This window comes from Pseudomonas sp. FW305-7, assembly GCF_058786735.1.
Genome location: NZ_JBYSZA010000029.1, coordinates 25,178 through 52,047, shown reverse-complemented (window position 1 = coordinate 52,047; position 26,870 = coordinate 25,178). Strand labels below are relative to the sequence as shown.

Below are 26,870 nucleotides of genomic sequence, written 5' to 3'. Positions count from 1 at the left end.
CACAAATGTTGAATGTAAGACCGTGATCGCGAGCAGGCTCACTCCTACAGGTCACCGGTGGCGCTACAATCTGTTCCTTTTCCCCGGAGCAGATCCCCATGAGCGACTCTCACCGCCGCCCGGTTCCCCTGAACAAAGCCTATCGCCTGCTCAATCACGGGCCGACCGTTCTGGTCAGCGCCGCCCACGATGGCCAGCGCAACATAATGGCTGCCGCGTGGGCGATGCCGCTGGATTTCGAACCACCGAAAGTTGCCGTCGTACTCGACAAATCCACCTGGACCCGGCAGTTGCTCGAAGCCTCCGGCACCTTCGTGCTCAATGTGCCGTGCGTCGATCAGGCCGACATCGTGCAGACCGTCGGCAATACGTCGGGCCTGGAAATCAGCCAAAGTCAGGGTCAGGACAAGTTTCAGGCGTACGGGTTGAAAACCTTTAACGGTGAACTCGTCGAGGCGCCGCTGCTCAACGGCTGCGTCGCCTGGCTCGAATGCCGCTTGCTGCCGGAGCCGCGCAATCATGAGCAATACGACCTGTTCCTCGCCGAAGTCATTGCCGCCCATGCCGATGAGCGTGTGTTCAGCGAAGGGCGCTGGCATTTCGAAGGGCATGATGGTTTGCGCACCTTGCACCATGTCGCGGGCGGGCATTTTCTGAAGATTGGCGATTCGGTGGACGGCAAGACCCTCGATGTTTGAATTTCGTTGATGGAAAACCTTCAACGGATGTAGCAAGGTAGGGACCTTGTCGAACCAATCAGGCACGTGTCCCATGGACCTTTCCGTTACCGGTTATCTCGCTCCGTTACTGTCGCTGGCGTTGTTGTGGACGGTTGCCGTAGTCACGCCCGGTCCCAACTTCTTCAATATTGCTCAGCTCGCGGCCAGTCAGTCTCGTCGACATGGTGTGGTGGCGGCACTGGGTGTGGCGACCGGCACGGTACTGTGGGGGCTGGCCGGCGGTTTGGGCATCAAGACGCTGTTCAGCGCTGCACCGACGTTGTATCTGGGCTTCAAGATTGCCGGCGGTTGCTACCTGATCTATCTAGGTCTCAAGCAGTTCCGGCGCAAGGCTGCGCTTGTCCCCGGTGCGGCGGATGTTGCGAAACAAACGTATCTGGGTGTTTATAGCCGCGGCTTTCTCGGCAACATGACCAACCCGAAATCGGCACTGTTCGTCGCGACAATTTTTGCTACCGCCATGCCGGCCCATGTGCCGCCGTTGCTGCTGGCACTAGCGGTGATGACCATGGCGACGCTGTCGTTCAGTTGGTATTGCAGCGTGGCACTGTTTTTCGCCAGCCGACGGGTAGCCGGTGTTTACGAGCGGTCACGTCAATGGCTGGATCGTCTGGCGGGCGGTTGCTATCTGTTGTTTGGTGCGCATTTGGTGGCCAATCGCTGAGGCCGCTTCTGCGGCCTCGGCAACTGCCTCAATCTTTCAACGGGATGTACAACTCGACCACGCTGCGCGGGTCCATCGGGCCGAAAAAGCGCTCGCCGCAATACTCGAACTCGATCCCTTCGGCGGGTGTCATGCCGGCGGCAGGCAGCCATTCGCTGTAGGCGGCGCGGAAGGTTTCCGGCAGCGTCGTGACGGTGCCGTGGTGTTCGACGCGAGCGTACCGACGAGCAGGTATCTGCAATTCGACCATACCCGAAACCAGTGGCGCATCGAGCCCCACCGGCAGGCCGGCGATGTAGCGCCATTGGCCGTCCTCCAGTGGCTGGCACACGCCGAACGTGCCGAGCGGTTCGTGCAGTCGGTCAATTTCCTCTTCTCGCGGCACAAAGCGCTGCCACATCTCGGCGATAGTGCCTGCGTCGTCCTGCTGCCAGGTCATGCCCATGATGCGCAGGGCCGGGTAGTCGACCCGTTCGGGTATTTGCATGGCCGGCAACGGACGATCCGGTTGTGCAAGATAACGGGTCAATTGTCCCAAGACGTTTTCACTGCGCTGGATATCGGCCTTCAATTGTTGCGCATGCTGTTCGAGCGCTTCACGCAGATTGATCACACTGTCCAGCCCGCCGTTGGCGGCCAGTGCACGAATCTCTTCCAGCGGCAGACCCAATTGTTTAAGCCAGATGATCCGCCCGAGCGTAACGATCTGTTCCGGCCGGTAATAGCGATAGCCGTTGTCGCGCCCGGTGGCCGCCGGGCTGAACACACCGATGCTGTCGTAGTGGCGCAAAGTCTTGGTGGTGAGCCCGTGGCAGCGGGCCATTTGTCCGATGGTAAGCATGAAACCTCTCCTTTTGGCTGCTTGGGCTCAACGGTAAAGCTTGCCCCAAGGGCAAGCTCAATCCCCCAACGCTTCCCCTTCACGCCGTGGATCCGCGCCACCGGCCAGTGACGCATTCCCCTGCGCATCCTTGACCCGCACGATCGCCTGGGTGCCGCTGGTCATGTCGATTTCATTCAGCGCATGCCCTTTTTCCTTCAACGCCTGAATCAGTACCGGGCTGAACTGGCCCTGTTCCAGTTCGGTCGGGCCGTTGCGGCTGCCGAAGTTGGGCAGGCTGATGGCGCTTTGCGGGTCGAGGTTCCAGTCGAGCAGGCCGACGGTGGTTTTCGCCACGTATTCGATGATTTGCGAACCGCCGGGAGAACCGACCGTTGCGACGAACTCGCCGCTGTGGCGATCGAAGATCAGCGTCGGCGCCATCGACGAGCGTGGGCGTTTGCCCGGTTCCACGCGGTTGGCGACTTTCTGCCCGTTCTCTTCGGGGATGAACGAGAAGTCGGTCATCTGGTTGTTCAGCAGAAAGCCCTGAACCATCAGGTGCGAGCCGAACGCGGCTTCGATGGTGGTGGTCATCGACACAGCGCCGCCGAGGTCATCCACCGCGACGACTTGCGAGGTGGAGATGCGCAGCGGCGAGCGGTCCGGGGCGTAGGCCACTTGCACGCCCGGCGGTGTGCCCGGTTTGGCGCTGCCCATGCTGCGTTCGCCGATCAGGCTGGCGCGGCTGGCGAGGTAGCCTGGATCGACCAGGCCTTTGACCGGCACGGGCACGAAGTCGGTATCGGCGACGTATTGCGCGCGGTCGGCGTAGGCCAGACGTTCGGCTTCGGCGATCAGATGCACGGCTTGCGGATCGGGTTCGATGCCGGCCGGTTTGTCGGTTTTCAACGGTTTGAGCGGTGTCAGTGAAAGACGTGGATCACGGGTTTCCAGTGCTTGCAAGGTGCCGAGGATCTGCGCCACGGCGATCCCGCCCGACGACGGCGGCGGCATGCCGCAGACCTGCCAGCGTTTGTAATCGGTGCACAGCGGTGCGCGTTCTTTGGCTTTGTAACCTTGAAGATCATTCAGCGAAAGGCTGCCGGGGTTGGCGTGGCCCTGAACCTTGGCGACGATTTCCTCGGCAATCGGGCCTTTGTACAACGCGTCCGGGCCTTCGTTGGCGATGCGTTTGAGCACCGCAGCCAGCGCCGGGTTTTGCAGACGCGTGCCGACGGCTTTGACGCTGCCATCGGCGTTGAGGAAGTATTTCGCCATCTCTGGCGACTTGCGGATCACCGGGTCTGATTCCAGCAGCGAATGCAAACGCGGGGAGATGGCAAAGCCTTGCTCGGACAGTTTGATTGCCGGCTCAAACAGCTTCGCCCATGGCAGTCGCCCATGTTGTTTATGCGCCATCTCCAGCGCACGCAACACGCCCGGCGTACCGACCGAACGACCGCCGATCTGTGCCTGCGGGAACGACATCGGTTGGCCGTCAGCTTGCAGGAACAGCTTCTCGGTGGCGCCGGCCGGAGCGGTTTCGCGACCGTCATAAGTGCGCACCTGTTTGCCGTCCCACAGCACGATCATCGCGCCGCCACCGATCCCGGAAGATTGCGGCTCGACCAGCGTCAGCACCGCTTGCATCGCAATCGCCGCATCAATCGCCGAACCGCCCTGACGCAGCATCTCCCGACCGGCTTCAGCGGCGAGCGGGTTGGCAGCAGCGGCCATGTGTTTGCTGGCGTGGCGGGTTTGCAGATCGGTGCGGTAACCGGAGGCCGCTTCCGGAGCCAGTGGCAAGGTCGAGGAGGGCGGGGCGTTGCACGCGGTGAGGGTCAGGGCGCTGATGATCAGCGTCAGGGCTGGCAGGCGAAAGCGGCTCAAGGGCAAGGCTGAAAACACGCGGGCTCTCCGTCCGTGGGATAAAAGTCTGAGGGACTTTATCGACCGACTGTGTAGGACGCAAACCGCTGATATGTTTCTCCTTCATGCCTTGGCGAGTTTTCTGTAGGGTCGGTGGCAATTGATTGACTACGAACATCCCCTTGTAGGAGTGAGCCTGCTCGCGATAGCGCTGGACCAGTCAGCATTGATGCTGAATGTAATTGCGCGATCGCGAGCAGGCTCACTCCTACAGTTCAAAGGCATAAAAATCACAAGAGGCCAAGAATGCACAGCGAGTTCCCCACCGAATCCAGCTACCGCGACCAACGCCAACAGTTTCTGGCCGCCGCCAATGCCGCCGGTGCCACGCTCACCTCCTACGCGCATCCGCGCTGCGGGCCATTCGGTGAACCGCTGAGCACCGACGTCGCCGTGCTCGGCGATCCGCAGGCCAAGCGTCGGCTGGTTGCGCTCAGCGGTACGCACGGAGTCGAGGGCTATTACGGCTCGGACTGTCAGATCGAATGGCTGAAAACCTTCAAGCCCGGTTCGCTGCCCAAGGATGTCGCGGTGGTGATGGTGCACCTGATCAACCCATGGGGTACGGCGTGGCTGCGGCGGGTGAACGAAGACAACATCGACCTCAACCGCAATCACCTCGACTTCACCGGGCCTCTCCCAGAAAACCGCGCTTACGCCGCACTGCATGAAATCTACGCGTGCAGCGACTTGAACGGCCCCGAGCGACAACGCGCCGATGCCTTGCTCGATGCGCAGATCAACGAGTGCGGCTGGCCGGCGGTGATGTCGATTGTCGAGGGCGGTCAGCACAGCCATCCCGATGGATTGTTCTATGGTGGTCGCGCGCCGAGCTGGTCGAATCGCACGCTGCATCAAATCATCGATGCGCATGTGGCTGGCGCTGAAACCGTAATGTGCTTCGACCTGCACACCGGGGCAGGGGAGTACGGGCATCCGATGTTGCTGACCATCACCCAAGCGCCTTATCCGGCACTCGCACAGGCTCAGGCGATTTATGGCCCATGGCTTTACACGCTGCACACCGGCGCCGACACCTTGAGCGAAACCGGTGTGGCAGCGACGGCTACCGGGTACACCTCGCAGGCGCTGCTCAATGCGTTGCCGGGCGTGCAACTGATGCCGTTTGTGATCGAGTGCGGGACGTTTCCGGGGCCGGAGGTGCATCGGCATTTACGCGATGACCACTGGTTGCATCTGCATGGCGATCCGCTGGACGCGACGGGGAGGGGGATCAAGTTGAATCTGCTGGAGCAGTTTTATCCGGCGGATCCGGATTGGCGGGCGATGGTGGGGCTGCGGACTCGGCAGATCTGGGTGAAGGGGTTGTTAGCCCTGTCGACAGAGAAACCTGAGTAGATCAGGCATAGCCTTGAGGTGAGGAGCTTTATCTCCTCGCCTCAAATTCGGTGATTATCTCGAGGTGTAAATTAGCAATTATTGCTTAAACCCAAGCAATCCATTCGCGACGCGCCATTCTTTCACTGTCGCCGTGATGCCTTCAGGGGAGCATTGCGCCTCATCCTCTGGCCAATAGATCAAGTCAGTGCCTGCGGGATGTTCGGCCAGTTCACTGAAGTTATCTAACATATCCGCCAGCACTGTCTCTGACGTACCGTCTGTGTTTGAGATGAATATTTTCTGCAGCAGATAAATAAATTGCTCTTCCCTACAGTCAGAAATTTTCTTGGCCAAGTTGTTACTCCCGCTAAAAAATAAGTAAGTTCTTGGCGTGCTAACCCGTAATTTTTCGAAGTCGAGGAAACCTGCTCAGGTCCGGGCTGTTGATCGGGCGACGCGTCTCTATAATCCGGCGAGTTGTTAAGCACCCTTGAACCCTGGCGACCCCTGCGCCGCTCGCCAGTCTTTCACAATTCGCGTTACACCCTCGGGGGGAGTTATCCGCTCCAGATTCCGATAGTAGATCAGGTCCGAACCTGCTGGGTGCTCGCTGATTTTCTAGAAGTGCAACAGCAGCATGTCAGCACGATCATCGTTTTCAGTTTCTTCATCTTCCTTGGCGAGTTCTTCCAGCCGCGCGACGAACTCTGCCTCGGAAAATACTGCTTTTGGTAAAAGGAGGGAGCATATTTTGCGTTCGATAACTATTGCTTGAAACCCGGAAGTCCATTCGCAGCACGCCATTCTTTCACGGTTTCGGTGATGCCTTTCGCAGAGTCATCGGCATCTTCGGCCGGATAGAAAATCAAATCGGATCTTTCGGGATGTCCGCAAATAGAATTGAAGTGAAATACGAGTCTGCTTTCTTCCTTTTCGGTTTCACCGTTTCCCATGATGCGCTCAAGCAGCTCAATGAACTCTTGTTCCGTGTAATCCGAGAAGCTGCTTTTGATAAATGGATCGTTCAGATTGTCACCTTGTCCTTGATCCGACTCTGGATAGGGTGAGCCCCCGGCCTGTGTGCATAATCCACTGTCAGCTTGACTATATTCAGGTGTTTCCACCGCTGAACCCTGGTAAACCCTGCGCGGCTCGCCATTCCTTTACAGTCTTGGTGATGCCCTCGGCAGAGCTGTCTGCTGTTGGCTCGGGATAAAAAATTAAATCGGTTCCATCCGGGTGGGCAGTAACCTTCCTGAACTGTGCCAGCAACTCACCAAACTCTGCGTCTGAGCCACTCTTATTGGCGGTCCCGTATCTTTTCGATGAAACAGATAAACTCGGCTTCTGTGTAGCTGGATATTTTTGCCACGATTTTTTCTGTGGGCAGGAAATTCACTGCTTGAAGCCAGGCAGTCCATTCGCGGCGCGCCACCTTTTCACGGTTTCAATGATTCCTTCGTTGGAATTATCTGCCCCATCTTCTGGGTAGTAGATCAAGTCCGTTCCATCTGGATGTTCAGTGATGGTGCAAAAGCGGGTTAACAGCGGGTCGAGAACTTCATCGGAAGCGTTTTTGTTGGCGGCTCGAATCTCTTGCAGAAAGCTTAGAAACTCTGCTTCGGTATAGTCAGAAAGACGGCTTTTCATTGAGTTATTTCCGATGAATATCTGCGTGGTTTTTTGGCGTGTTGATCCGCAAATTGTCTACGTGATAAACCTCGCCGCCCTTTGAAATTGGATCGACATGATGAATTTCAAAGGAGCCTTTTGAACCATTGGAATCCCTGTAGCGGGCCTTTGGCGCATTGCCATTCTGCATCCGTTCAATATTGTCCGGGATGAATTGGCTGCGCAAATCTGGATCATTCACAACCTCAGTCCAAAACGCCTTTCTGAAGGCATCAAAGCTTGAAAACTCCCGCCCCCTGAGCCTATCCGCAATCCGTGTCGGAATCGGCGCACCGATCCCCGTTCCCGCCCCAGCAAGCCATATCCCCGACACATCCTCCCCAACCCCCGTCACCGAACCCGGCGTCAATCTGGCCGGTTTCGAAAACACCACATACAGCGACTTCAACCCGGTCTCTGCCGGGAACACGAGAATACAATCCTCGGCAGTAATGTCCTCGCCGGGCAGGCCTTCTATCTGGCTATCAGTGTTCTCAGGTATCGGGTGAACAAGGATCGTGTTCAGTTGCTCGCCGTGTTCGGGATAGACCAGCGGCGGCATTGATCCCAGTGGCCCGCGTTGCGGCGTCCACAGAATCGTGATGCCGTTGAGCTTGGCCTCCATGGCGGTCTTGTCGCTGTTCCAATCGACTTTGACGGTACGCACCGAGTCATCGCCCGAGGCGCCGGAGTGGATGCCGTAAATCTGCATGGCGCCTTCGGCATCACGCCGGAACTGGAAGCGCACGCGAGTGCTGGCGCGGGTCATGCTGCGTAGTTGGTCATCGGTGTGCAGCGTGCCGTCGCCCATTCGGGTCGGCAGCATCCCGAGGACGAACACACTGGCCGGCCCGCCCGCGCCGCGAATGGCCCAGTTGAGGCGTTGTTGCAGAATCCCGCCGCCGGCCAAGCGGCCCAAGGCCAGATCGGCACCTATCGCGGTCGCGACAGCGGTGCTGGCGGAGGGAAAGAGCATGGCACCCGCGACCATGATCTTGCCGAAGTTGGCAGCGGACTCGGGCACCGTGCCGGCGTCCGTTCGGCACCAGTTTCCCGGCGTGCAGGACTTGGCGAACACCTGATCTTCGCGGGGCCTGGGCGTTGGCCATTCATCCTTTTCGATGTACACCGGCTCCGGCGGGGGAGGCGGATTCCAAGCGGCCCATGAGCCGTTCCTTCTCGGACGTTTCCAAGGCCAGTCTTCATCGAAGAGAGATTTGAATCGAGCCATGACAACTCCCTGTATGGCTTTGAATCGAGCCAGGGAAGCTTGTCGGTCAGTCGGGATTTCGGGCAAACCGATGGGGTGAGTTTCAGGCGCCTGGATTTACGAAAAATCCGATTCGTACCTTGATCGAAGCCGTTTCCTACGGCGCTCTCTCAACCTGTTGATGGGCGATTGATCCGGATGAACCAGCGGTATTTCGGGCTTGTAGTCTTTCGGTTTGGATGGCGGGGCAGTCTGCATTTCTCCTACAGAATTTTCAGGTCGACAACTTACGCACCGCTGCCTGAGGATGGTTTCTGTTGTTTTTTCCAGGATGGATTTCAGATGAAAAGGATGAGTTCGTTGCCATTCAACTCTATTTGCAGTCGGCCATTGTCATGAGCATTTCCAATGAGGATCGCGATTTTCTGGTGGCGATGGGCAGTCGCATTGCTCACTTACGCACCGTGCACGAGATCACACAGACTCGGTTTGCACGGGCTTTAGGTCTTTCCCGGCAGACCTTTCAGGGCTACGAGGAGGGCACGCGCAGCATGCCGGTCACGACGCTGGTGAAGATGGCATTTGCGCTTCGCGTGCCTGTTGAAGACCTGCTCGGGGTGCCCTCGTACACGGAGAAGCCCAGACGCAGTTTGACCTCGACGTGGTATCGACGGTTGCAGTCGATCAATGAGCTTTCGAAGGTTCAACAGAAGGTTATTGCGCAGATCTCGACGCCCTGATCGCACAGGCAGCGACCAAAACGAGCGACGAAGAAAAAGAAGTTTGAAGTAATCCAAAGAACGCGGAACCAAGGTGCACCAATACCTTGGACAAACAGATTGAAGAGGCTTTTCTCGAGGCATAAAAAAACGGCCTACCTTTCGGTAAGCCGTTTTTAGTACTTGGTGGCTACACAGGGACTTGAACCCCGGACCCCAGCATTATGAATGCTATGCTCTAACCAACTGAGCTATGTAGCCAAGTGGCGCGCATTATTCCCCTGAAATGGAAAAGCGTCAAGCGTAAATTTAAAATTTTTTCTACGCTTTCAACCGTTTATCAAAATTACTGGCTCAGCAGGGGCGAAGGACAGCGCTGGAACCAGCGGCTGGCCTGTTCATAAGCGTGCGCCAGTTGCAGAACCGCGAAGTCCGCCTGATGCCGGCCGATGATCTGCAACCCCATCGGCAACCCCTGTGCATTGAAGCCGGCCTGAACGCTCGCCACCGGGCAACCGGATAACGTGCCGGGGATGACCACCTCCATCCAGCGGTGATACGTGTCCATCGCCACGCCTTCAATCGACGTCGGCCACGGCTGGGTTTTATCGAACGGGAAGACCTGGGCGCTGGGCAGCAACAGGTAATCGTAGCGTTCGAACAGTCGGGAAATCGCCCGATACCAATCACTGCGCACCACCGAGGCGGCGAACACTTCGCTGGCCGAAAGCTTCAGACCGTTTTCCACTTCCCAGATCGCTTCCGGTTTCAACAACGCGCGTTTCTGCGGATCGGCATAGGTTGCGCCCAAAGACCCGGCGACCATCCAGTGCCGCAACGTGCGCCAACTGCTCCACAGCCGCTCAGGCGCGAAGCCCGGCTCAACCGACTCAACGTGGCAGCCGAGGCTTTCAAAATCGGCAAAGGTCTTCTGACACAGCGACAGCACGCCGCTCTCCATCGGCAGATAACCGCTGAAATCCCCCAGCCAACCCATCCGCGTGCCTTTGAAATCCCGCTCCAACGGCGCCGCAAACGCCTCACCGGATTCAGCAATGGACAGTGGCGCCCGCGCATCGCCACCAGCCTGCACCGACAGCAGCAACGCCGCATCCCTCACGCTGCGCGCCATCGGCCCTTCGTAACCCAACTGATCGAAAAACAGATCAGCACTGTCATCAAACGGCACGCGTCCCTGCGACGGACGAAAACCAAAGATGTTGTTGAACGCCGCCGGATTGCGCAGCGAACCCATCATGTCGCTGCCATCCGCCACCGGCACCAGATGCATCGCCAGTGCGGCCGCCGCGCCACCGCTACTGCCACCAGCGGTTTTGCCCGGGTCAAAAGCGCAGCCAGTGGCACCAAACAACGGGTTGTAGCTTTGCGAACCGAGGCCGAATTCCGGGGTGTTGGTCTTGCCGATAATGATTGCGCCGGCAGTCTTGATTCGCTCGACCATGATGCCGTCGCGCTCGGGCACAAAATCCTTGTACAGCGGCGAACCCAGCGTGGTGCGAATGCCTTGGGTCAGCGACAGATCCTTGATCGCATGAGGCAAGCCATGCATCCAGCCACGGTATTCGCCACGCGCCAGTTCGGCATCGCGTTCATCGGCCTGAGCCAGCAGATGTTCCGATGACTGCAGGCTGATCAGCGCATTCACCAGCGGATTGAAACGTTCGATATGGGCAAAGTAAGTCTGCATCACCTCCCGGCAGGAAACCTGGCGCAGGCGGATGCGTTCGGCGAGTTCATGGGCCTGCAACAGGACCAGTTCGCTGATGTTATTAGCGTTCATTGCAAGCGGCCTTTCAGACGGCTGGAAAAACGCCCCGCCAGTGTGACGGGGCGATAGAGATCAACGCATCAGGTTGGTCCAGAGACGATCAGCGAGACGGATCGCGCCTTCGCCGCAAGTCTTGCTGAACACCACGTTGGTGCCCTCGGGGATGTGCAGTTCCGGCGCATCCTTGAGCGCTGCATCGAGGAACGGTTCGACGCCTTTGATCGGGCTCTGGTGCTTGAGGAAGTTCTGCGTCATTGCCGAGTTTTCCGGTTGGCTGAGGAAGGCGATGAACGCCTTGGCATTCGCCGGATTCTTGCTGCCGGCGGGGATGACCATGTTGTCGACCCAGGCCAGCACGCCTTCTTTCGGGTAGAGGTATTTCAGCGTCGGTTTCATCTCGCGGGCGCGCATTGACGAACCGCCCCAGAACATCGACATGTCGATTTCACCCGAAGCGAGGTTCTCGCGAATCGAACCGGCCTTGGAGCTGTAGGTTTTCACGAACGGCTTCTGCGCCTTGAGCAGCGTCAGCACTTGCTGCATCTGTTTTGGGTCTTCGCTGCACAGCGGAATGTTCAGATAGAGGCTGGCCATGTCGACCATGTCGCTGACCGAATCGAACATGTTGATGCGCCCCTGCAACTCGGCTGGCGGCTCATACAAAACCTTGTAGCTGTCGGCCGGGCCATTGTAGCGAGCGGAGTCCAGCACGACGCTGGTGGTGCCCCAGATGAACGGCACCGAATACGCACCTTCCGGGTCCCAGCTCGGTTTTTTCAGGTTATCCACAACGCTGGCGTAGTAGGGCTCTTTGACCGGGTCGAAGCGCTCCAGCAGGTTTTCCTTGATCAGGATCGGGATGAACTGGTGCGACGGAATCGCCACGTCATAACCGGCGCCGCCCTGTTTCAATTTCGCCAACAAAGTCTCGTTGGAGTCGTAGGAATCGACGGTGACTTCGATGCCGGTCTGCTTCTGGAACTTGGCGAGAATCTCCGGCGAAAAGTAGCCGCTCCAGCTCACCACGTTGAGTTTCTCGGCGGCCTGAACACTCGCGGCCATGCTCAGCGGCAATGTCAGGAACAACGAAGTGCCGACGCTTTTTATCCACTTGCTCATGCTATTTCCCCACAGGTAGTAGAAGGTTCAGGCGTTCTTTTTGCCCAACAGGTAAGAGAGGCTGACGAACAGCACCGAGACGCCGAGGATCAGCGTCGACACGGCGTTGACGTCGGGTGTCACACCCATGCGCAGCAGGCCGAAAATGAAAATCGGCAGGGTCGTGGTGCCGGCCTGCGAGACCATCATCGAGATCACGAAGTTATCCAGCGAGACGATGAAGGCCAGCATCAGCCCGGAGAAAATCCCCGGCATCAGCAGCGGCAAAGTCACTTTGCGAAAGGTTCGCCACGGGCCGGCGTAGAGGTCGGCCGAGGCTTGCTCCAGCGACAGGTCCATGTCGTTCAGCCGCGCACGAATCGGCAGGTAGGCGAAGGGAATGCAGAACACCGTATGCGCGATGATCAGGTTGCCGTAACCCAGGGACAGACCGATGGTTGAGAACAATGCGAGCGTCGCCACACCGACGACAATTTCCGGCAGCACCAGCGGCAACATGATCGCGCCCATCGACAATTGCAGGCCCTTGAACTTGGCCCCGCGCGAGGTGCCGAGGGCGGCGAGGGTGGCAATCGCCGTGGCGATCATGCTCGCGCACACCGCGATCAACAGGCTGTTGCCAGCGGCCTGGCGCAAGGCCTGATTGGCGAACGCGGCGCGGTACCAGTCGAGGCTGAAACCGGTCCACACCGTCGCCGACTGGTTGGCGTTGAACGAGAACACCACCAACACCACGATCGGTGCGTACAGGTACAGATAGAACAAAAAACTGAAGCCGCCGAAGCCGGGGAAGTCCTGCACACCCAGCCCTTTGCGTTTGAATAGCGTGAGCATTACGCACCTCCTTTGGCGATGCGCTGGCGCTCGGCGCGCAGGGCATACACGGTCAGCACCAGCATCACGGCGGCCATCAGCACCAGCGACAACGCCGCACCAAACGGCCAGTTACGCGCATCGCTGAACTGCCGGAAGATCAGGTTGCCGAGCATCATTCGGGTGCCGCCACCGAGCAGTTCCGGGGCGATCATCGCGCCCAGGCACGGCACAAAGGTGAGGATGGCACCGGCCAGAATCCCCGGTTTGGCGATTGGCAAAACCACTTTGCGTAACGTGCGCACACGTCCGGCGTAGAGATCCTGCGCCGCTTCGAGCAGGCGGATATCCATCTTTTCCAGCGTCGCGTAAATCGGCAGCACCACGAACGGCGCGTAGGTGTAAACCAGCCCCAGCAGTACCGCGCCGTCGGTGTAGAGCAACTGCAACGGTTCGTGAATAACGCCCAGGCCCATCAGGCTGTTGTTGATCACTCCGGTGTTACGCAGCAGCAAAATCCACGCATACGTACGGATCAACAGGTTGGCCCAGAACGGCACGGTGATCAGAAAGATCAACAAGCCACGCCGATGCGCCGGCTGCATGGCCAGCCACACCGCCACCGGAAAACCGATCAGCAGCGTGATGATCGTGGTCAGTCCGGCAATGCCGATCGAGCGCAGGGCGATGATCAGATACGAATCGGCAAACGCGAGGCCGTCGTCCAGTTGCCGCTCGAACAGCAGCGAGGTGTAAGCGTCACTGCTGAAGACTTTGTTGACCCCGCCGTAGGGGTTGGCCTCCATCAGCGAATAGCCGATGACGATCAGAATCGGCACCAGCAGAAACAGGCCGATGGCGATCAGCGCCGGGCTGACGCCGAGGAAACTCTGGAAGGCTTTGCGGCGTTCCAGCGTGTTGGCAATCGGTAAGGCGTGCATGGCAATTCCTCCGGCTCAATCGTGCAGGACGCTGGCGCTTCCCCGGTCGAACAACAGACCGGCCTGAGAACCGACGGCAAAGCGCAGGCTCTGGTCGACGCAATTGGGCGTACGCACGGTGAGGCGCGAACCGTCGCTGAGGCTGACCTGATATTGCAGGTCGGTGCCGAGGTAGATCTGCGCCTCGATCCGGCACGGCAATGCGGCCTCGGTGGTTGCCGCTACCAGATGCAGGCGCTCGGGGCGTACCGACAAGGTGACGTTGGCGCCGACCTGTACATCGCTGCATGGTTGAGCGGGCAATGGATGACCCGCCGGCCCGGCGAACCACGCCTGACCGTCTTCCACGCGAGTGACGGTGCCTTCGATGAAATTGGTTTCGCCAATGAAGTCGGCGACGAAGCGATTGCGCGGCCGTTCGTAGATGTCCTCCGGCCGCCCGACCTGCTGCACTTCGCCTTCGGACAACACGGCGATGCGATCGGACATGGTCAGCGCTTCTTCCTGGTCGTGGGTGACGAAGATGAAGGTGATGCCGGTCTTGGCCTGAATGGTTTTCAACTCTTCGCGCATGGCCTGACGCAGCTTGAGATCGAGCGCGGAGAGCGGTTCATCGAGCAGCAACACTTTCGGATGCGGCGCCAAGGCGCGGGCGAGGGCGACACGTTGTTGCTGGCCGCCGGACAGCTGTGCCGGTTTTCGATTGGCGAAACGCTCCATCTGCACCAGCGCCAACATCTCGCGGACGCGCTCGGCGATCTGCGCTTTGGTGAGGACTTTGCCCATCGGGTGCGATTCCAGGCCGAAAGCGAGGTTCTCGGCGATGGTCATGTGCGGGAACAGCGCGTAATGCTGAAACACCGTGTTGACCGGGCGCTGGAACGGCGGGCGATCAGCGATGTTTTCGCCGTAGAGCAGGATCTCGCCTTCTGTGGGAAATTCGAAACCGGCGATCATCCGCAGCAGCGTGGTCTTGCCGCAGCCGGACGGGCCGAGAAGGGTGAAGAATTCGTTGTCGCGGATGTCCAGGTCGATGCTTTTCAGCGCCACCGGACCTGTGTGCGGATCACCGTAAACCTTGCGCACTGAGCGGATCGAGACCGCCAGCGTTTGCAGCGAATGCAGGGCATTCATGCGTTACCTCCGATTCCCCCATCGCCTGCGACTCGCTATGAAAAAGCGCCGCCGTCGGGCCATGGATATTATTTTTTTGGGCAGGATCGAGATTGCGTTCGGGTGTGAAACCAGCTGTTTTTTTGTTCTGCTGTGGCTCGATTATCAGCCAGGGGTTGCGCGGCGCGACACTTCAATTTAAACATGGCAGGTGTTAGTTAATTTAACAGCCCAAGGTGCCAGGAATCATGCCCGACCACCGTTTGCCACCGCTCAACGCGGTGCGTGCCTTTGATGCGGCAGCCCGGTTGGGCAGCTATGTCGAAGCCTCGAAAGCCCTGCACGTGACCCAGCCTGCGATTGGCCGGCATGTGAAATTGCTTGAGGACTGGTTGGGCATTCAACTGTTCGAGCGCACCTCGCGCGGGGTCAACCTGACGCCGGCGGGGGAGAAGTACCACCGCAAGATCAGCGCGGCGTTGCAGTTGATCATCGAGGCCGGCAAGGAAGCCCGGCCGAAAGACGCCGAGCGCTGGTTGCGGATCATGGTGGTACCGGGGTTTGCCAAGCGCTGGTTGATGCCACGCATCGAAGCGCTGCGCCATCTGCGCCCGGGATTGAAACTGGCGATCGAGCCGAATTCGACCTTCACCGAAGTGGATGGCAAAAGCGCGGATCTCGGCATCGTCTATGGCCTCGACGGGCAGTACGCCGACTCACGGGAAGCGCTGATTTGTCCGCGAGTTTTTCCGATCTGCACCCCGGCGTATCTGGCCAGCATCGCCCCCATCAACAGCCCGGCCGATCTGGTCAGACACGAACTGATCCACGTCGATGACGGCGAATGGTGGAACCTGTGGTTCGCCGCCCACGACCTCGATATCCATCTCAATTCCGACATGCTCTACGTCAACAATGACCACGCGCTATCAGTCGCCGAGAGCGGGCAAGGCATCGCGCTGGCCAACGAGGTGCTGGTGCGCCATGAACTCGCCAGCGGCAAACTGGTGCGCGCGGTAGACGCTCAGGTGAAGCTGGAAAGCTATCGGGTACTCACGCCGTCCGCCGAACTCTCGGCGGACGTGGCGTGGTTTATTCAATGGCTCAAGGCCGAACTGGAAACGGATTTCCCCGAGGCCGTGATCAATTGAGGCGGAAGCGCGCGGTGTTGTCACTCAGTGCCTTGCTGCCCTGGCTCAGCGTGTCCGCTGCAAGGTTTACCGCACGTGCGCCTTCGAGCAAACGCACAGCGGCTTGATCGACCTGCTGGATATTGCCGCTGACTTCATCAGCAGTGCTCGCCTGTTCTTCAACCGCCGTGGCGATCTGCGCGAGGGTGTCGGTGACGCTTTGCACCGCGCTGGCGATTTCGCCCAAACGCTCACCGAGGCCGGTGACCGACTCGGCATCGGTTTGCGCCTGACCGCACGCGGCTTCCATCAAACTCACCGCTTCGTTGACCGTGGCGCGCAAGCTGTCGACGGTGCCGGCGATCTGCGCAGTGGACGATTGCGTGCGCTGCGACAGACTGCGCACCTCATCAGCCACCACAGCAAAGCCGCGACCCTGCTCACCGGCGCGTGCCGCTTCAATCGCTGCGTTGAGCGCGAGCAGGTTGGTCTGTTCGGCGACACCGCGAATGGTGTCGACCACCAGTTGAATCTGCTGGCCTTGCTCGCTGACCCGGCCTAGTGCGGCTGCGGTGTCGTTCAAGCGTTGGTTGAGTTGCTGAATACTCGCCGTGGTGCGCTGGCTGTCGCGGCTGCTGTCAGCGGCGATACGCCGAGTGTGCTGAGCGCTGCCGGACGCCTGTTCGCAGCTTTGCGCCACGCCTTGCGAGGTGGCGGCCAATTGCGTGGCGGCAGCGGCGATCTGGCTGATCTGCAACTGTTGCGCTTCAACTTCGCCGAGAGCGCCGCTGGAGTGTTCGTTAAGGCTGCGCACCGCGTTGCTCAGTTGCGAGGTCTCGTGATCGACGCCAAGCATGCTTGTGCGCAGTTGCACCACGGCAACGTTGAGCGCGTTGCTGATCGCCGCCAATTCGTCGCGACCCACCACCGGCACTTGCAGGCTCAGATTGCCGTCACGCAAGGCTTCGGCAAGCACGGTAATGCCGCTGGCGCTGCGGCGGATCGAGGCTTGCAGGCAGATGAACAAGTACAGCGCTGCCAGCAACAGGCAGCCGAAGATTGCCGCGACGAGGATGAACTGGCGGATCGCCGAGTTGTGGTAGGCGTCGAGTCGCTGATCCAGTGATACCAGCGATTGCTGGCGCAGTGAGGCGAGGTCAGCCAGCAGGGCGTCGAGGCTGCGTTCGAAGTCTTCCGGTTTGAGATTGATGCTGCCGCCGAACACGCCGTCATCAAGGACCTTCAAACCGCTGTCGAGGTGTTTCAGGCTGTCGTGGTATTGGCTGGCCCAGGATTGCTGGTCTTTCGGCAGGCGCGCTTCGAGCAGCGTGGCGGTTTTGACCAGTTGCTCGCGGGCATCGCCGATACGGCTGCGCAGGTCGCGCAATTGCAAACGGCTTTGCAAGGTGAATTGGCCGGAGACGACCGAGGCTTGCCCTACGGCGGCGAGTCGGCCGACGCGTTCGATCAGGTCCGGCGCGTGTTGCGTGGAAATCTGCGTCAGCAGATAGGTTTCCAGCCATGGTGCGAGGGTCAGGCGATTGTCCATGACGATCTGCTCGCGCAACGCTTGCAGGGCGCTGAGGGCGTTGGTGAAGCGGTCGTAGCCATCCGGCCACCAACCGACAGCGCTGAGGCTTTTCGAGTCCAGGCCGTTGAGTGCGCTTTGCAGCGCCTGATAGCGGGCCAGGGTTTCGCCTTCGGCACCTTCGTGTTTCAACGCGTTGCCCAAGTCCGTGGTGGCTTGCAGCACTGCCGGTTGTACCGCGTCGAACGCACCCATGGCGGCGAGCGTGGCCGGTGTCGGCTGACGATTGGTTTCCGTGGCACGCCAGCGGGCGGCGCGGTCGCGTTGCGCGGCGAGCAGGTTGTCCAGCGCATCGAGGGCGAGCAACTGCCGCACGCCGGCACGTTCGCCGGATATCAGACTGAGCTTGTCACGATAGTCCTGGCCGATCATCAACAGGCTGCCGGCCAATGGCAGGATAAACAGCAGAAACAACAGCTGGAATTTACGCGCGAAACCAAACCGCCCCAGCAATTTGATCCCCGGTGAAAGGAAAGCCTGCATGCCCCATGACTCCTCTGGACACCACGCACCATCGGCGTGCATCGCGGTCGTTCGACGTTGATGTTGTGCCCTGCTAAAAGGCCTCGAAAGTTCACTCTCGCCCGCTCTGTAGGCCGGCTCTGTAGCGAAACTTCCCATTGTCGGTTGCCTTTGTAAGGCGCCCGCGTTCAAGGGATGAAGCAAGGCAAGATTCAGACCATGGCGTTGCGCTATCACTTTGCAGTCGACGATCAGTCAGTTAGTTAGCTGGCTAAGGGGATGGCGCTGGCGCACCGAAAAATGGCACATTGGCGCACCTGCCTGCGTGCACCCATCTGTTGTCCGGAAACTTCCATGTCTACCAGCAACGTTCAGACCGCCGCTGCCTCGGCGCCCGCTGCTCCGCAAAGCAGCCCACTGGTGATGCGTATCATCGGCGCCGTAGCGCTGGCGCATTTGATCAATGACCTGATTCAGTCGGTGTTGCCGTCGATCTACCCGATGCTCAAGGCCAAATACGATCTGAGCTTTACTCAAGTCGGCCTGATCACCTTGACCTTTCAACTGACCGCGTCGCTGTTGCAGCCGTGGGTCGGTTATCACACTGACCGGCATCCGAAACCGTGGCTGTTGCCGGTAGGCTCGATTTGCACGCTGATTGGCATCGTGATGATGTCGGTGGTCGGCAGCTTTCCAATGATTCTGCTGGCGGCGGCGCTGATCGGTATCGGCTCCTCGACCTTTCACCCCGAGGCCTCGCGGATTGCGCGCCTGGCTTCGGGCGGACGCTTTGGTCTGGCGCAATCGACGTTCCAGGTCGGCGGTAACGCCGGCTCCGCGTTTGGCCCTTTGCTGGCGGCGGCGATCATCATTCCGTTCGGTCAGGGCAATGTGGCGTGGTTTGGCTTGTTCGCGGTGTTTTCGCTGTTCGTGCTGTACCGCATCAGTCGCTGGTACGCCCATCACCTCAACCTGTTCAAGCTCAAGGCCGGCCAGGCAGCGACTCATGGTTTGTCGAAGGGCAGGGTGACCAGTGCGTTGGTGGTGCTGGGGCTGTTGGTGTTCTCCAAGTATTTCTACATGGCCAGCCTCACGAGCTATTTCACCTTTTACCTGATCGAGAAGTTCGACCTGTCGGTGGCCAGTTCGCAGTTGCACCTGTTCCTGTTTCTCGGTGCGGTGGCGGCGGGGACGTTCTTCGGCGGGCCGATCGGCGACAAGATCGGGCGTAAGGCGGTGATCTGGTTCTCGATCCTTGGTGTGGCGCCATTTACCTTGCTGATGCCCCACGTCGATCTGTTCTGGACCAGCGTCCTCAGCGTGGTGATCGGCTTCATTCTGGCCTCGGCGTTCTCGGCGATTGTGGTGTATGCGCAGGAGTTGGTGCCGGGCAATGTCGGGATGATTGCCGGGGTGTTCTTCGGTTTGATGTTCGGGTTTGGCGGGATTGGTGCGGCGTTGCTCGGGCATCTGGCGGATGTGCATGGGATTGAGTATGTGTATTTCCTCTGCTCGTTCCTGCCGTTGTTTGGCGTGTTGGCGATCTTCTTGCCGCGCACCAAAAAGGCCTGACCTCACACAATTAAAACTGTAGGAGTGAGCCTGCTCGCGATAGCGGTGTGTCAGTCAGCACATCTGTAGCTGATAGAACGCAATCGCGAGCAGGCTCACTCCTACAGGGAAATGTGTTGGGCCATAAATTTCAGGCACAAAAAAGCCGCGTATCAAACGCGGCTTTTTCTTGGGCGTAACGCTTACACGTTGAAACGGAAGTGCATCACGTCGCCGTCTTTGACGATGTAGTCCTTGCCTTCCAGACGCCATTTACCGGCTTCTTTGGTACCGGCTTCGCCCTTGTACTGGATGAAGTCGTTGTAGGCGATCACTTCGGCGCGGATGAAGCCTTTCTCGAAGTCGGTGTGGATCACGCCAGCAGCCTGAGGTGCGGTGGCACCGACTTTGACGGTCCAGGCGCGGACTTCTTCGACACCGGCGGTGAAGTAGGTCTGCAGGTGTAGCATTTCGTAGCCGGCGCGGATCACGCGGTTCAGACCAGGCTCTTCCAGGCCCAGGGCCTCGAGGAACATGTCCTTCTCTTCGCCGTCATCCAGCTCGGCGATTTCCGCTTCGATCTTGTTGCACACCGGAACGACCATGGCGCCTTCTTCTTCGGCGATAGCCTTGACCACGTCCAGGTGCGGGTTGTTCTCGAAACCGTCTTCAGCGACGTTGGCGATGTACATGACCGGTTTGGTGGTCAGCAGGTGGAAGCCCTTGATCACTGCTTTTTCGTCAGCGCTCATGTTCTTCATCAGGCTGCGTGCAGGCTTGGCTTCGGTGAAGTGCGCGATCAGTTGCTCAAGCAGGGCTTTCTGAACGACTGCGTCCTTGTCACCGCCCTTGGCGTTACGCGCGACTTTCTGCAGTTGCTTCTCGCAGCTGTCGAGGTCGGCGAAGATCAGTTCCAGGTCGATGATTTCGATGTCGCGTTTCGGGTCGACGCTGTTGGAAACGTGGATCACGTTGTCGTCTTCGAAGCAGCGCACCACGTGAGCGATGGCGTCGGTCTCACGGATATTCGCGAGGAACTTGTTGCCCAGGCCTTCACCTTTCGAGGCGCCGGCAACGAGGCCCGCGATGTCGACGAATTCCATGGTGGTCGGCAGGATGCGCTTCGGATTGACGATGGCCGCCAAGGCTTCCAGACGCGGGTCCGGCATCGGCACGATGCCGCTGTTCGGCTCGATGGTGCAGAAGGGGAAGTTCTCGGCCGCGATACCGGATTTGGTCAGGGCGTTGAACAGGGTGGACTTGCCGACGTTAGGCAGGCCGACGATGCCGCAATTGAATCCCATGGTGTTTCCCCTCGGATAAGAGTCAGGCCTTCTGGCTGTGCAGGTTTTTCATCGCGCGGTTCCATTCACCGGCGAGGATATCCGGCAGCACGCCGAGGGCAAAGTCGATGCTGGCATCGAGTTTTTCCTGTTCGGCGCGTGGCGCACGACCCAGGACGAAATTTGAAACCATACTGGCGACGCCCGGGTGGCCGATGCCAAGCCGCAGACGGTAGAACGTATTCTGATTGCCCAGTTGCGCAATGATGTCGCGCAACCCGTTGTGACCGCCATGGCCGCCGCCCTGCTTGAGCTTGGCGACGCCCGGAGGCAGATCGAGTTCGTCATGCGCCACCAGGATTTCTTCAGGCTTGATGCGGAAGAATCCGGCGAGTGCCGCCACGGCCTGGCCGCTGCGGTTCATGTAGGTGGTGGGAATCAGCAGACGAACATCCTGACCTTGATGCGAGTAGCGCCCGGTCAGGCCGAAATATTTGCGATCGGCGACAAGGTTTACATCTTGTGCAGCTGCGATGCGCTCAACAAAAAGGGCCCCTGCGTTATGCCGGGTCTGGTCGTATTCGGCGCCTGGATTTCCCAGGCCAACGATCAGTTTTATGGCAGTCACGATAGGGGCCCTTCCTTTGGAGTTGTGGATAACATCGCCGTCAGTGAGTGCGGCGAAAGTGGACGAAAAACTTCATTTACTCAAGAGTAAACGCCGCGTTCTCGCCCGCTTTCTCGCTACGTTTCGGTCCGCGATGTTTCCTCAAGCTCCGGCAATACAGAGTGAATTACTCTGCAGCGCCTTCTTCAGCTTCTGGAGCAACGCGTGGAGCGTGTACGTTTGCAACAGCTTTGTCGTCGCCGTGAGCCAGTGCAACGAACTCAACGCCTTTAGGGGCTTTGAGGTCGGACAGGTGAACGATCGCGCCGATTTCCAGAGCCGACAGGTCGACTTCGATGAACTCAGGCAGATCTTTCGGCAGGCAGGTCACTTCGATTTCGTTCAGGACGTGCGAGATTTCGCCGCCTTTCTTGATCGGAGCTTCTTCACCGACGAAGTGAACTGGCACGATAGCGGTCAGTTTCTGACCGGCTACAACGCGTACGAAGTCAGCGTGCAGCACGTGGCCTTTAGATGGGTGACGTTGCAGAGCTTTGATGATGACGTTCTGCTTGGTGCCGCCAACGTTCAGTTCGATAACGTGGCTGTAAGCAGCATCGTTTTCGAGCAGTTTGGCAACTTCTTTGGCCAGCATGCTGATGGATTCAGGGGCTTTGTCGCCACCGTAAACAACAGCTGGAACCAGAGCGGCGAGACGACGCAGGCGGCGGCTCGCACCTTTCCCCAGGTCGGAACGCACTTCAGCATTCAGAGTAAAATCGTTCATTTTGTATCTCCAAAATAGCCATGACCGAGTGGCGTTTGCGACCAGCGCCGAACACGGTATGGGCAAAAAAGCCCCGCCCCGACAGGAATGCCGGGGCGGGGCGCTTTTCGTCAACGAGACATTTCGAGAAGGGCAGGGCCCTTAACGGAACATCGCGCTGATCGATTCTTCATTGCTGATGCGGCGAACCGCTTCGGCAACAACCGGTGCGATATCCAGTTGACGGATACGTGCACAGGCTTGTGCTGCAGCGGACAGCGGGATGGTGTTAGTCACCACCAGCTCGTCCAGCACGGAATTTTCGATATTCTCGATGGCCCGACCCGACAGCACAGGGTGTGTGCAGTAGGCAAAGACCTTGGCTGCGCCATGCTCTTTCAAGGCCTTGGCCGCGTGGCACAGAGTGCCGGCGGTATCGACCATGTCATCGACCAGAATGCAGGTACGCCCTTCGACATCACCGATGATATGCATCACTTCAGAGTGATTGGCTTTCTCACGGCGTTTGTCGATGATCCCGAGGTCCACGCCCAGCGACTTGGCAACAGCACGTGCACGCACGACGCCACCAATGTCCGGGGACACGATCATCAGGTTTTCGAAGCGCTGATCTTCAATGTCATCCACCAGAACCGGGGAGCCGTAGATGTTATCTACCGGAATATCGAAGAAACCCTGAATCTGGTCAGCATGCAGATCAACCGTGAGAACACGGTCGATGCCGACTACGGTAAGCATGTCAGCAACGACTTTCGCGCTGATAGCCACACGTGCGGAACGCGGACGGCGATCCTGACGGGCATAACCAAAATAAGGAATAACAGCAGTGATACGAGTAGCCGAGGAGCGGCGGAAGGCATCAGCCATCACTACCAGTTCCATCAGGTTATCGTTGGTCGGGGCGCAAGTCGGCTGAATAATGAAAACGTCTTTACCGCGAACGTTTTCATTGATCTCGGCAGTAATTTCGCCGTCGGAAAATTTACCGACAGAGATGTCACCGAGAGGGATATGCAGCTGACGTACAACACGCCGAGCCAGATCGGGGTTAGCGTTCCCCGTAAAGACCATCATCTTGGACACGCGCAGTACCTAGAGGCTGAGGGTAACCTGGATGAGTATAGAAAATGGCAGGGGCGGCTGGATTCGAACCAACGCATGGCAGGATCAAAACCTGCTGCCTTACCGCTTGGCGACGCCCCTGTATCTGTTGCATCAAGTGCCGAGCACTTGGTTCCTTTAGAGCAGACTTTGCAGCTTGCGATGCAACATCGAAACGTTGCTTCCTTTTGCTACAAACCCTGTAAGGGTCTCTGTCAGAAGGGCCGAGACTTTATCAGCTTCAGCTTTGCTTGGGAAGCCCCCAAACACACAACTTCCAGTTCCGGTGAGCTTTGCTTCGGTAAATTTACCTAACAAATCCAATGCGTTACGTACTTCCGGATAACGCCTTGCAACCACCGGCAAGCAGTCATTTCGACTGTTTCCCTCGGGAACGGGGCGCACTTTAATGGGCGGCGTGTTACGTGTCAACAAAGGATCGGAAAAAATTTCTGCCGTACTTACAGAGACTTGCGGCACGAGTACCAGATACCAAGGTTCTTCGGGATCGACAGGGGTGAGTTTTTCGCCCACGCCCTCGGCAAACGCCGCGTGGCCACGGACGAAAACCGGCACATCAGCACCAAGCGTCAGGCCCAGTCCGGCCAGGCGATCCTCATCCCACCCCAACTGCCACAAATGATTGAGCCCGAGCAAAGTGGTTGCCGCGTTCGAACTGCCGCCACCAATGCCGCCGCCCATGGGCAGCACCTTGTCGATCCAGATGTCGATGCCGAGCGCACAGCCAGATTGTGCCTGGAGCATTTTTGCTGCGCGCACGATCAGGTTGCTGTCGTGGGGAACGCCTGCGAATTCAGTGTGCAGTTGAATCACGCCGTCATCGCGCACGGCAAACGTGATTTCATCGCCGTAATCGACAAACTGAAACAGTGTCTGCAACTCGTGGTAACCGTCTTCACGGCGACCAAGAATGTGCAGCATCAGATTGAGTTTGGCCGGCGAGGGCAGGGTCAGGCGTGCAGCAGTCATGCGTTATTGCCCCAACTTGCGCGGTTGCCAGGTTTTGATCACCAGCGTTACGTCGAGGTCGGTGCCGTGCAGCTTGATCCGTTCAGGCAACCAGTAGCCGTTTTGTTCGGTGTAAGCGGTGTATTCGACTTTCCAGCCATCCTGTTCAAGGCTGGCCAGACGGCTGTCGGCGTCCAGATTCAGGCGGCTTTTACTGTCTGGTGCAGGCAGGCCACGGACCCACCAGGCCAGATTCGACACCGGCAATTTCCAGCCCAGTTGCTCTTCAAGCAAAGCTTCCGGCGATTGCGATTCGTAGCGACCCTGGTTGGCGACTTCCAGCGCCACCTTGCCCGGACGCCCGGTCAGACGTGCCGCGCCGCGACCCAACGGGCCGGACAGGCGGATGTCGTAGTAATCCTGACGTTGCAGCCAGAACAACGTGCCGCTACCGGAATCTTTCGGTGCGCGGATGCCGATCTTGCCGTCAATCTGCCAGCCGTCGAGGCCGGTCAGTTGTTGTTTGTTCGCGGCCCATTGAGCGGGACTGCCGTGGCCCTCGACCGATTCGCGAGTACCAAAACCCGAGCAGCCAGCGAGCAGGGCGATGAAGCTGAAAACAATAACGTGTCGCAAAAACATGAGTTAAAGGGTCTCGGATCCGGTCAGGCGCTTGATGGTGCTGCGCAGAATGGTGCTGTCGGGCTGATCCTTGAGGAATTTGCCCCAGACTTGCTTGGCTTCGCGCTGGTTGCCCTTGACCCACAGTACTTCGCCCAGATGCGCGGCGACTTCGTGGTCAGGGAAACGCTCCAGCGCCTGGCGCAGGTATTTCTCGGCGTCGTCCAGATTGCCCATGCGGAAATTCACCCAGCCGAGGCTGTCGAGTACCGCCGGGTCTTCCGGATTGATCTGGTGTGCCTGCTCGATCAGCGCTTTGGCTTCAGCGTAACGAGTCGTGCGATCGGAAAGGGTGTAGCCCAGAGCGTTCAGCGCCATGGCGTTGTCCGGGTCACGCTTGATGATCAGGCGCAGGTCTTTTTCCATCTGCCCCAGGTCATTGCGTTTTTCCGCGAGCATGGCGCGGGTGTAGAGCAGATTCAGATCGTCCGGGTATTGCAGCAAGGCTTGCTGCAAGGTTTTCCAGGCCTTGTCGTCCTGTTTATTGGCCGACAGGGTTTCCGATTCGATCAGGTACAACTGGATCGCGTAATCGGGTTGTGCGTCGCGCTCGGCCGCCAGTTTGCTTTGTGCTTCGGCGGTTTTGCCGTTGTTCATCAGGATATCGGCCTGACGCAATTGCGCCGGCAGATAATCATTACCCGGGCCAACCTGGGCGTATTCGATCAATGCGCCTTGCGGGTCGTTGCGTTCTTCGGCGATGCGCCCGAGGTTCAGGTGCGCCGAATCAACGTGGCTTTCCCGGGCGATCAGGTCTTCCAGATAGCCTTTGGCCTCATCCCAGGCCTTGGCTTCCAGGCATACCAGCGCCAGCGAGTAGCGCAGTTCGTCGTCTTCCGGGTATTGCTGAACGAGGCTGGAGAACTCGGCCTTGGCGTCGTCCATCCGGTCCTGTTCGACCAGCGTGCGTGCGTAGGTCAGGCGCAGACGCTTGTCGTCCGGGTACTTCTTGATGCTTTTGCGCAGCAGCGGCAGTGCTTCGTCACCACGATTCATGGTTTGCAGCAGGCGTGCGCGCAGCAGAATCGGGGCGATTTCGCCGTCTTCCGGTGGATTGTCTTCAAGCAGGGTCAGCGCCGCTTTGTTGTCGCCGTCCTGCTGCAAGAGCAGGGCCTTGCCGAAAATCAGCTGGCTGTTCTTCGGGTGGCGTTGCAACAAACGGTCGAAACTTTTCATCAGACCGTTGCGGGTCTCCTGATCGGTATCGGCTGCCGACAGCGCGAGGAAGTCGAAATGGGTGTCGCCCTTGCCTTGCAGGACTTTCTCCATGTAGACCATCGAGTCGTCATAGCGACCGGCGCGCGCCAGTTGCACGGCGGCGGCGCGTTGCGCTTCGAGATCGTCAGGCGCGTTTTTCGCCCAGATAAGCGCAGTATCCAGCGCTGGCTGATCCGCGCCGAGGTATTCAGCAATACGGAATGCGCGCTCGGAAACGCCGGGATCCTGCGTATTGATGGCCTGGGTCACGTAGTTGTCCAGGGCAATGTCGAAACGATTGCGCTGGCCAGCGAGTTCGGCGCTCAGCAGGCTGAACACGGTTTCTTCGCTGAACGAGCTGTAAACCTTGGGCTTTTCAGGCGCGGGCGTGGTGTCTTCGACCGGTGAGGCACCGTCCTGCGAAACGGGGGCCATGGCCTGGCAGCCGCTGAGGAAGACAAAAGCAAGGAGCAACGCGGAGGATCTATTCATATAGGAAGAGGACGACTAACCTGCGGTCGGATCATCATGACACAAGCCTTCGGCCAAACATAACCGAGTCTCAATTGTGCCCATTATAGGGGCTGACAATTGGGACAATAGTCAGCGGTAGTTGTTCTGAATCTGACGAAGGTGGACAAT

Annotated in this window: 27 protein-coding genes and 2 tRNA genes; 6 read left to right on the top strand and 23 right to left on the bottom strand. The window is 58.8% G+C overall.

Annotated features, from left to right (window positions below; translation table 11 throughout):
* The first annotated feature begins 98 nt into the window (after nt 1-98).
* Together AC3WMT_RS25855 and AC3WMT_RS25850 are read left to right on the top strand one after the other, a co-directional pair.
* Nucleotides 99-698, top strand: coding sequence for a flavin reductase family protein (locus AC3WMT_RS25855; RefSeq protein ID WP_103306052.1), 600 nt, complete (start codon nt 99-101; stop codon nt 696-698).
* A gap of 73 nt (nt 699-771) precedes the next feature.
* Complete coding sequence (locus tag AC3WMT_RS25850; protein ID WP_103306053.1) at nt 772-1,404, top strand: LysE family translocator; 633 nt, start codon at nt 772-774, stop codon at nt 1,402-1,404.
* Between the two features lie 28 nt (nt 1,405-1,432).
* Here AC3WMT_RS25850 and AC3WMT_RS25845 read toward each other — a convergent pair whose 3' ends face one another.
* Both AC3WMT_RS25845 and ggt read right to left on the bottom strand, forming a co-directional pair.
* Complete coding sequence (locus AC3WMT_RS25845; RefSeq protein WP_103306054.1) at nt 1,433-2,245, bottom strand: MerR family transcriptional regulator; 813 nt, start codon at nt 2,243-2,245, stop codon at nt 1,433-1,435.
* A gap of 57 nt (nt 2,246-2,302) precedes the next feature.
* Nucleotides 2,303-4,135 carry a gamma-glutamyltransferase gene (ggt, locus tag AC3WMT_RS25840; RefSeq protein WP_103306055.1) on the bottom strand — a complete coding sequence of 611 codons (1,833 nt, stop codon included), beginning with the start codon at nt 4,133-4,135 and terminating at the stop codon, nt 2,303-2,305.
* A 267-nt stretch (nt 4,136-4,402) separates the two neighbouring features.
* On the opposite strand from ggt, the gene AC3WMT_RS25835 reads away from it, so the two are divergent.
* Nucleotides 4,403-5,515, top strand: a complete 1,113-nt coding sequence (locus AC3WMT_RS25835; protein WP_103306056.1) for a DUF2817 domain-containing protein — start codon at nt 4,403-4,405, stop codon at nt 5,513-5,515.
* A 78-nt stretch (nt 5,516-5,593) separates the two neighbouring features.
* Here the strand turns inward: AC3WMT_RS25835 and AC3WMT_RS25830 are convergent, their stop codons facing one another.
* The 6 genes from AC3WMT_RS25830 to AC3WMT_RS25805 form a co-directional block, all read right to left on the bottom strand.
* The gene (locus tag AC3WMT_RS25830) at nt 5,594-5,851 is read right to left on the bottom strand and encodes a bacteriocin immunity protein (protein ID WP_103306057.1); all 258 of its coding nucleotides are present in this window, start codon (nt 5,849-5,851) and stop codon (nt 5,594-5,596) included.
* A 126-nt stretch (nt 5,852-5,977) separates the two neighbouring features.
* Complete coding sequence (locus AC3WMT_RS25825; RefSeq protein ID WP_315446532.1) at nt 5,978-6,112, bottom strand: bacteriocin immunity protein; 135 nt, start codon at nt 6,110-6,112, stop codon at nt 5,978-5,980.
* A gap of 149 nt (nt 6,113-6,261) precedes the next feature.
* Nucleotides 6,262-6,621: a bacteriocin immunity protein gene (locus AC3WMT_RS25820; protein ID WP_371919329.1), complete on the bottom strand. Its 360-nt coding sequence runs from the start codon at nt 6,619-6,621 to the stop codon at nt 6,262-6,264.
* Nucleotides 6,608-6,769, bottom strand: coding sequence for a bacteriocin immunity protein (locus AC3WMT_RS25815; protein WP_371919330.1), 162 nt, complete (start codon nt 6,767-6,769; stop codon nt 6,608-6,610). The genes AC3WMT_RS25820 and AC3WMT_RS25815 overlap by 14 nt, the downstream gene beginning before the upstream one ends.
* A gap of 123 nt (nt 6,770-6,892) precedes the next feature.
* The gene (locus AC3WMT_RS25810; RefSeq protein WP_103306058.1) at nt 6,893-7,147 is read right to left on the bottom strand and encodes a bacteriocin immunity protein; all 255 of its coding nucleotides are present in this window, start codon (nt 7,145-7,147) and stop codon (nt 6,893-6,895) included.
* A 4-nt stretch (nt 7,148-7,151) separates the two neighbouring features.
* The gene (locus tag AC3WMT_RS25805; protein WP_103306059.1) at nt 7,152-8,399 is read right to left on the bottom strand and encodes a pyocin-S2/colicin E7-DNase domain-containing protein; all 1,248 of its coding nucleotides are present in this window, start codon (nt 8,397-8,399) and stop codon (nt 7,152-7,154) included.
* Nucleotides 8,400-8,695: 296 nt separating this feature from the next.
* On the opposite strand from AC3WMT_RS25805, the gene AC3WMT_RS25800 reads away from it, so the two are divergent.
* Nucleotides 8,696-9,118, top strand: a complete 423-nt coding sequence (locus tag AC3WMT_RS25800; RefSeq protein ID WP_256583588.1) for a helix-turn-helix domain-containing protein — start codon at nt 8,696-8,698, stop codon at nt 9,116-9,118.
* Nucleotides 9,119-9,281: 163 nt separating this feature from the next.
* Here AC3WMT_RS25800 and AC3WMT_RS25795 read toward each other — a convergent pair.
* The 6 genes from AC3WMT_RS25795 to AC3WMT_RS25770 all read right to left on the bottom strand — a co-directional run bounded on the left by AC3WMT_RS25795 (nt 9,282) and on the right by AC3WMT_RS25770 (nt 14,893).
* Nucleotides 9,282-9,358, bottom strand: a tRNA-Met gene (locus tag AC3WMT_RS25795).
* An 85-nt stretch (nt 9,359-9,443) separates the two neighbouring features.
* Nucleotides 9,444-10,898: an amidase gene (locus AC3WMT_RS25790; RefSeq protein ID WP_103306060.1), complete on the bottom strand. Its 1,455-nt coding sequence runs from the start codon at nt 10,896-10,898 to the stop codon at nt 9,444-9,446.
* 60 nt (nt 10,899-10,958) lie between these two features.
* Nucleotides 10,959-12,005: an ABC transporter substrate-binding protein gene (locus AC3WMT_RS25785; protein ID WP_103306061.1), complete on the bottom strand. Its 1,047-nt coding sequence runs from the start codon at nt 12,003-12,005 to the stop codon at nt 10,959-10,961.
* Nucleotides 12,006-12,032: 27 nt separating this feature from the next.
* Nucleotides 12,033-12,839 carry an ABC transporter permease gene (locus tag AC3WMT_RS25780; protein WP_103306062.1) on the bottom strand — a complete coding sequence of 269 codons (807 nt, stop codon included), beginning with the start codon at nt 12,837-12,839 and terminating at the stop codon, nt 12,033-12,035.
* On the bottom strand, nt 12,839-13,759 hold the full coding sequence (locus AC3WMT_RS25775) for an ABC transporter permease (RefSeq protein ID WP_103306063.1): 921 nt from the start codon (nt 13,757-13,759) through the stop codon (nt 12,839-12,841). The genes AC3WMT_RS25780 and AC3WMT_RS25775 overlap by 1 nt, the downstream gene beginning before the upstream one ends.
* 15 nt (nt 13,760-13,774) lie before the next feature.
* Nucleotides 13,775-14,893, bottom strand: a complete 1,119-nt coding sequence (locus AC3WMT_RS25770; RefSeq protein ID WP_103306064.1) for an ABC transporter ATP-binding protein — start codon at nt 14,891-14,893, stop codon at nt 13,775-13,777.
* Between the two features lie 227 nt (nt 14,894-15,120).
* On the opposite strand from AC3WMT_RS25770, the gene AC3WMT_RS25765 reads away from it, so the two are divergent.
* Nucleotides 15,121-16,023, top strand: a complete 903-nt coding sequence (locus AC3WMT_RS25765) for a LysR substrate-binding domain-containing protein (protein WP_103306065.1) — start codon at nt 15,121-15,123, stop codon at nt 16,021-16,023.
* On the opposite strand, the gene AC3WMT_RS25760 is transcribed toward AC3WMT_RS25765, so the two are convergent.
* Nucleotides 16,016-18,073: a methyl-accepting chemotaxis protein gene (locus AC3WMT_RS25760; protein ID WP_103306066.1), complete on the bottom strand. Its 2,058-nt coding sequence runs from the start codon at nt 18,071-18,073 to the stop codon at nt 16,016-16,018. The genes AC3WMT_RS25765 and AC3WMT_RS25760 overlap by 8 nt on opposite strands.
* Before the next feature lie 333 nt (nt 18,074-18,406).
* Between AC3WMT_RS25760 and AC3WMT_RS25755 the strand changes: the two genes are divergently transcribed.
* Complete coding sequence (locus AC3WMT_RS25755; protein ID WP_103306067.1) at nt 18,407-19,624, top strand: MFS transporter; 1,218 nt, start codon at nt 18,407-18,409, stop codon at nt 19,622-19,624.
* Nucleotides 19,625-19,806: 182 nt separating this feature from the next.
* On the opposite strand, the gene ychF is transcribed toward AC3WMT_RS25755, so the two are convergent.
* From ychF to AC3WMT_RS25715, 8 genes are all read right to left on the bottom strand, one after another.
* On the bottom strand, nt 19,807-20,907 hold the full coding sequence (gene ychF / locus AC3WMT_RS25750; protein ID WP_103306068.1) for a redox-regulated ATPase YchF: 1,101 nt from the start codon (nt 20,905-20,907) through the stop codon (nt 19,807-19,809).
* Between the two features lie 22 nt (nt 20,908-20,929).
* On the bottom strand, nt 20,930-21,514 hold the full coding sequence (gene pth / locus AC3WMT_RS25745; RefSeq protein WP_103306069.1) for an aminoacyl-tRNA hydrolase: 585 nt from the start codon (nt 21,512-21,514) through the stop codon (nt 20,930-20,932).
* 166 nt (nt 21,515-21,680) lie between these two features.
* Nucleotides 21,681-22,280 (bottom strand): 50S ribosomal protein L25/general stress protein Ctc, encoded by a 600-nt coding sequence (locus tag AC3WMT_RS25740; protein WP_103306070.1) that lies wholly within the window; start codon nt 22,278-22,280, stop codon nt 21,681-21,683.
* A 141-nt stretch (nt 22,281-22,421) separates the two neighbouring features.
* Nucleotides 22,422-23,363, bottom strand: a complete 942-nt coding sequence (locus AC3WMT_RS25735) for a ribose-phosphate pyrophosphokinase (RefSeq protein WP_003171603.1) — start codon at nt 23,361-23,363, stop codon at nt 22,422-22,424.
* Between the two features lie 45 nt (nt 23,364-23,408).
* Nucleotides 23,409-23,483, bottom strand: a tRNA-Gln gene (locus AC3WMT_RS25730).
* Between the two features lie 36 nt (nt 23,484-23,519).
* Nucleotides 23,520-24,371 carry a 4-(cytidine 5'-diphospho)-2-C-methyl-D-erythritol kinase gene (gene ispE, locus AC3WMT_RS25725; protein ID WP_103306071.1) on the bottom strand — a complete coding sequence of 284 codons (852 nt, stop codon included), beginning with the start codon at nt 24,369-24,371 and terminating at the stop codon, nt 23,520-23,522.
* Nucleotides 24,372-24,374: 3 nt separating this feature from the next.
* The gene (lolB, locus tag AC3WMT_RS25720; protein WP_103306072.1) at nt 24,375-24,992 is read right to left on the bottom strand and encodes a lipoprotein insertase outer membrane protein LolB; all 618 of its coding nucleotides are present in this window, start codon (nt 24,990-24,992) and stop codon (nt 24,375-24,377) included.
* A gap of 3 nt (nt 24,993-24,995) precedes the next feature.
* Nucleotides 24,996-26,720: a tetratricopeptide repeat protein gene (locus tag AC3WMT_RS25715; RefSeq protein ID WP_103306073.1), complete on the bottom strand. Its 1,725-nt coding sequence runs from the start codon at nt 26,718-26,720 to the stop codon at nt 24,996-24,998.
* Between the last annotated feature and the right edge of the window lie 150 nt (nt 26,721-26,870).

Bases quoted from the DNA above. Each gene is read 5' to 3' on its own strand.
- AC3WMT_RS25855 (WP_103306052.1), top strand. From the start codon at position 99: ATGAGCGACTCTCACCGCCGCCCGGTTCCCCTGAACAAAGCCTATCGC.
- AC3WMT_RS25850 (WP_103306053.1), top strand. From the start codon at position 772: ATGGACCTTTCCGTTACCGGTTATCTCGCTCCGTTACTGTCGCTGGCG.
- AC3WMT_RS25845 (WP_103306054.1), bottom strand. From the start codon at position 2,245: ATGCTTACCATCGGACAAATGGCCCGCTGCCACGGGCTCACCACCAAG.
- AC3WMT_RS25835 (WP_103306056.1), top strand. From the start codon at position 4,403: ATGCACAGCGAGTTCCCCACCGAATCCAGCTACCGCGACCAACGCCAA.
- AC3WMT_RS25810 (WP_103306058.1), bottom strand. From the start codon at position 7,147: ATGAAAAGCCGTCTTTCTGACTATACCGAAGCAGAGTTTCTAAGCTTT.
- AC3WMT_RS25805 (WP_103306059.1), bottom strand. From the start codon at position 8,399: ATGGCTCGATTCAAATCTCTCTTCGATGAAGACTGGCCTTGGAAACGT.
- AC3WMT_RS25790 (WP_103306060.1), bottom strand. From the start codon at position 10,898: ATGAACGCTAATAACATCAGCGAACTGGTCCTGTTGCAGGCCCATGAA.
- AC3WMT_RS25785 (WP_103306061.1), bottom strand. From the start codon at position 12,005: ATGAGCAAGTGGATAAAAAGCGTCGGCACTTCGTTGTTCCTGACATTG.
- AC3WMT_RS25780 (WP_103306062.1), bottom strand. From the start codon at position 12,839: ATGCTCACGCTATTCAAACGCAAAGGGCTGGGTGTGCAGGACTTCCCC.
- AC3WMT_RS25775 (WP_103306063.1), bottom strand. From the start codon at position 13,759: ATGCACGCCTTACCGATTGCCAACACGCTGGAACGCCGCAAAGCCTTC.
- AC3WMT_RS25770 (WP_103306064.1), bottom strand. From the start codon at position 14,893: ATGAATGCCCTGCATTCGCTGCAAACGCTGGCGGTCTCGATCCGCTCA.
- AC3WMT_RS25765 (WP_103306065.1), top strand. From the start codon at position 15,121: ATGCCCGACCACCGTTTGCCACCGCTCAACGCGGTGCGTGCCTTTGAT.
- AC3WMT_RS25760 (WP_103306066.1), bottom strand. From the start codon at position 18,073: ATGCAGGCTTTCCTTTCACCGGGGATCAAATTGCTGGGGCGGTTTGGT.
- AC3WMT_RS25755 (WP_103306067.1), top strand. From the start codon at position 18,407: ATGTCTACCAGCAACGTTCAGACCGCCGCTGCCTCGGCGCCCGCTGCT.
- ychF (WP_103306068.1), bottom strand. From the start codon at position 20,907: ATGGGATTCAATTGCGGCATCGTCGGCCTGCCTAACGTCGGCAAGTCC.
- AC3WMT_RS25740 (WP_103306070.1), bottom strand. From the start codon at position 22,280: ATGAACGATTTTACTCTGAATGCTGAAGTGCGTTCCGACCTGGGGAAA.
- ispE (WP_103306071.1), bottom strand. From the start codon at position 24,371: ATGACTGCTGCACGCCTGACCCTGCCCTCGCCGGCCAAACTCAATCTG.
- lolB (WP_103306072.1), bottom strand. From the start codon at position 24,992: ATGTTTTTGCGACACGTTATTGTTTTCAGCTTCATCGCCCTGCTCGCT.
- AC3WMT_RS25715 (WP_103306073.1), bottom strand. From the start codon at position 26,720: ATGAATAGATCCTCCGCGTTGCTCCTTGCTTTTGTCTTCCTCAGCGGC.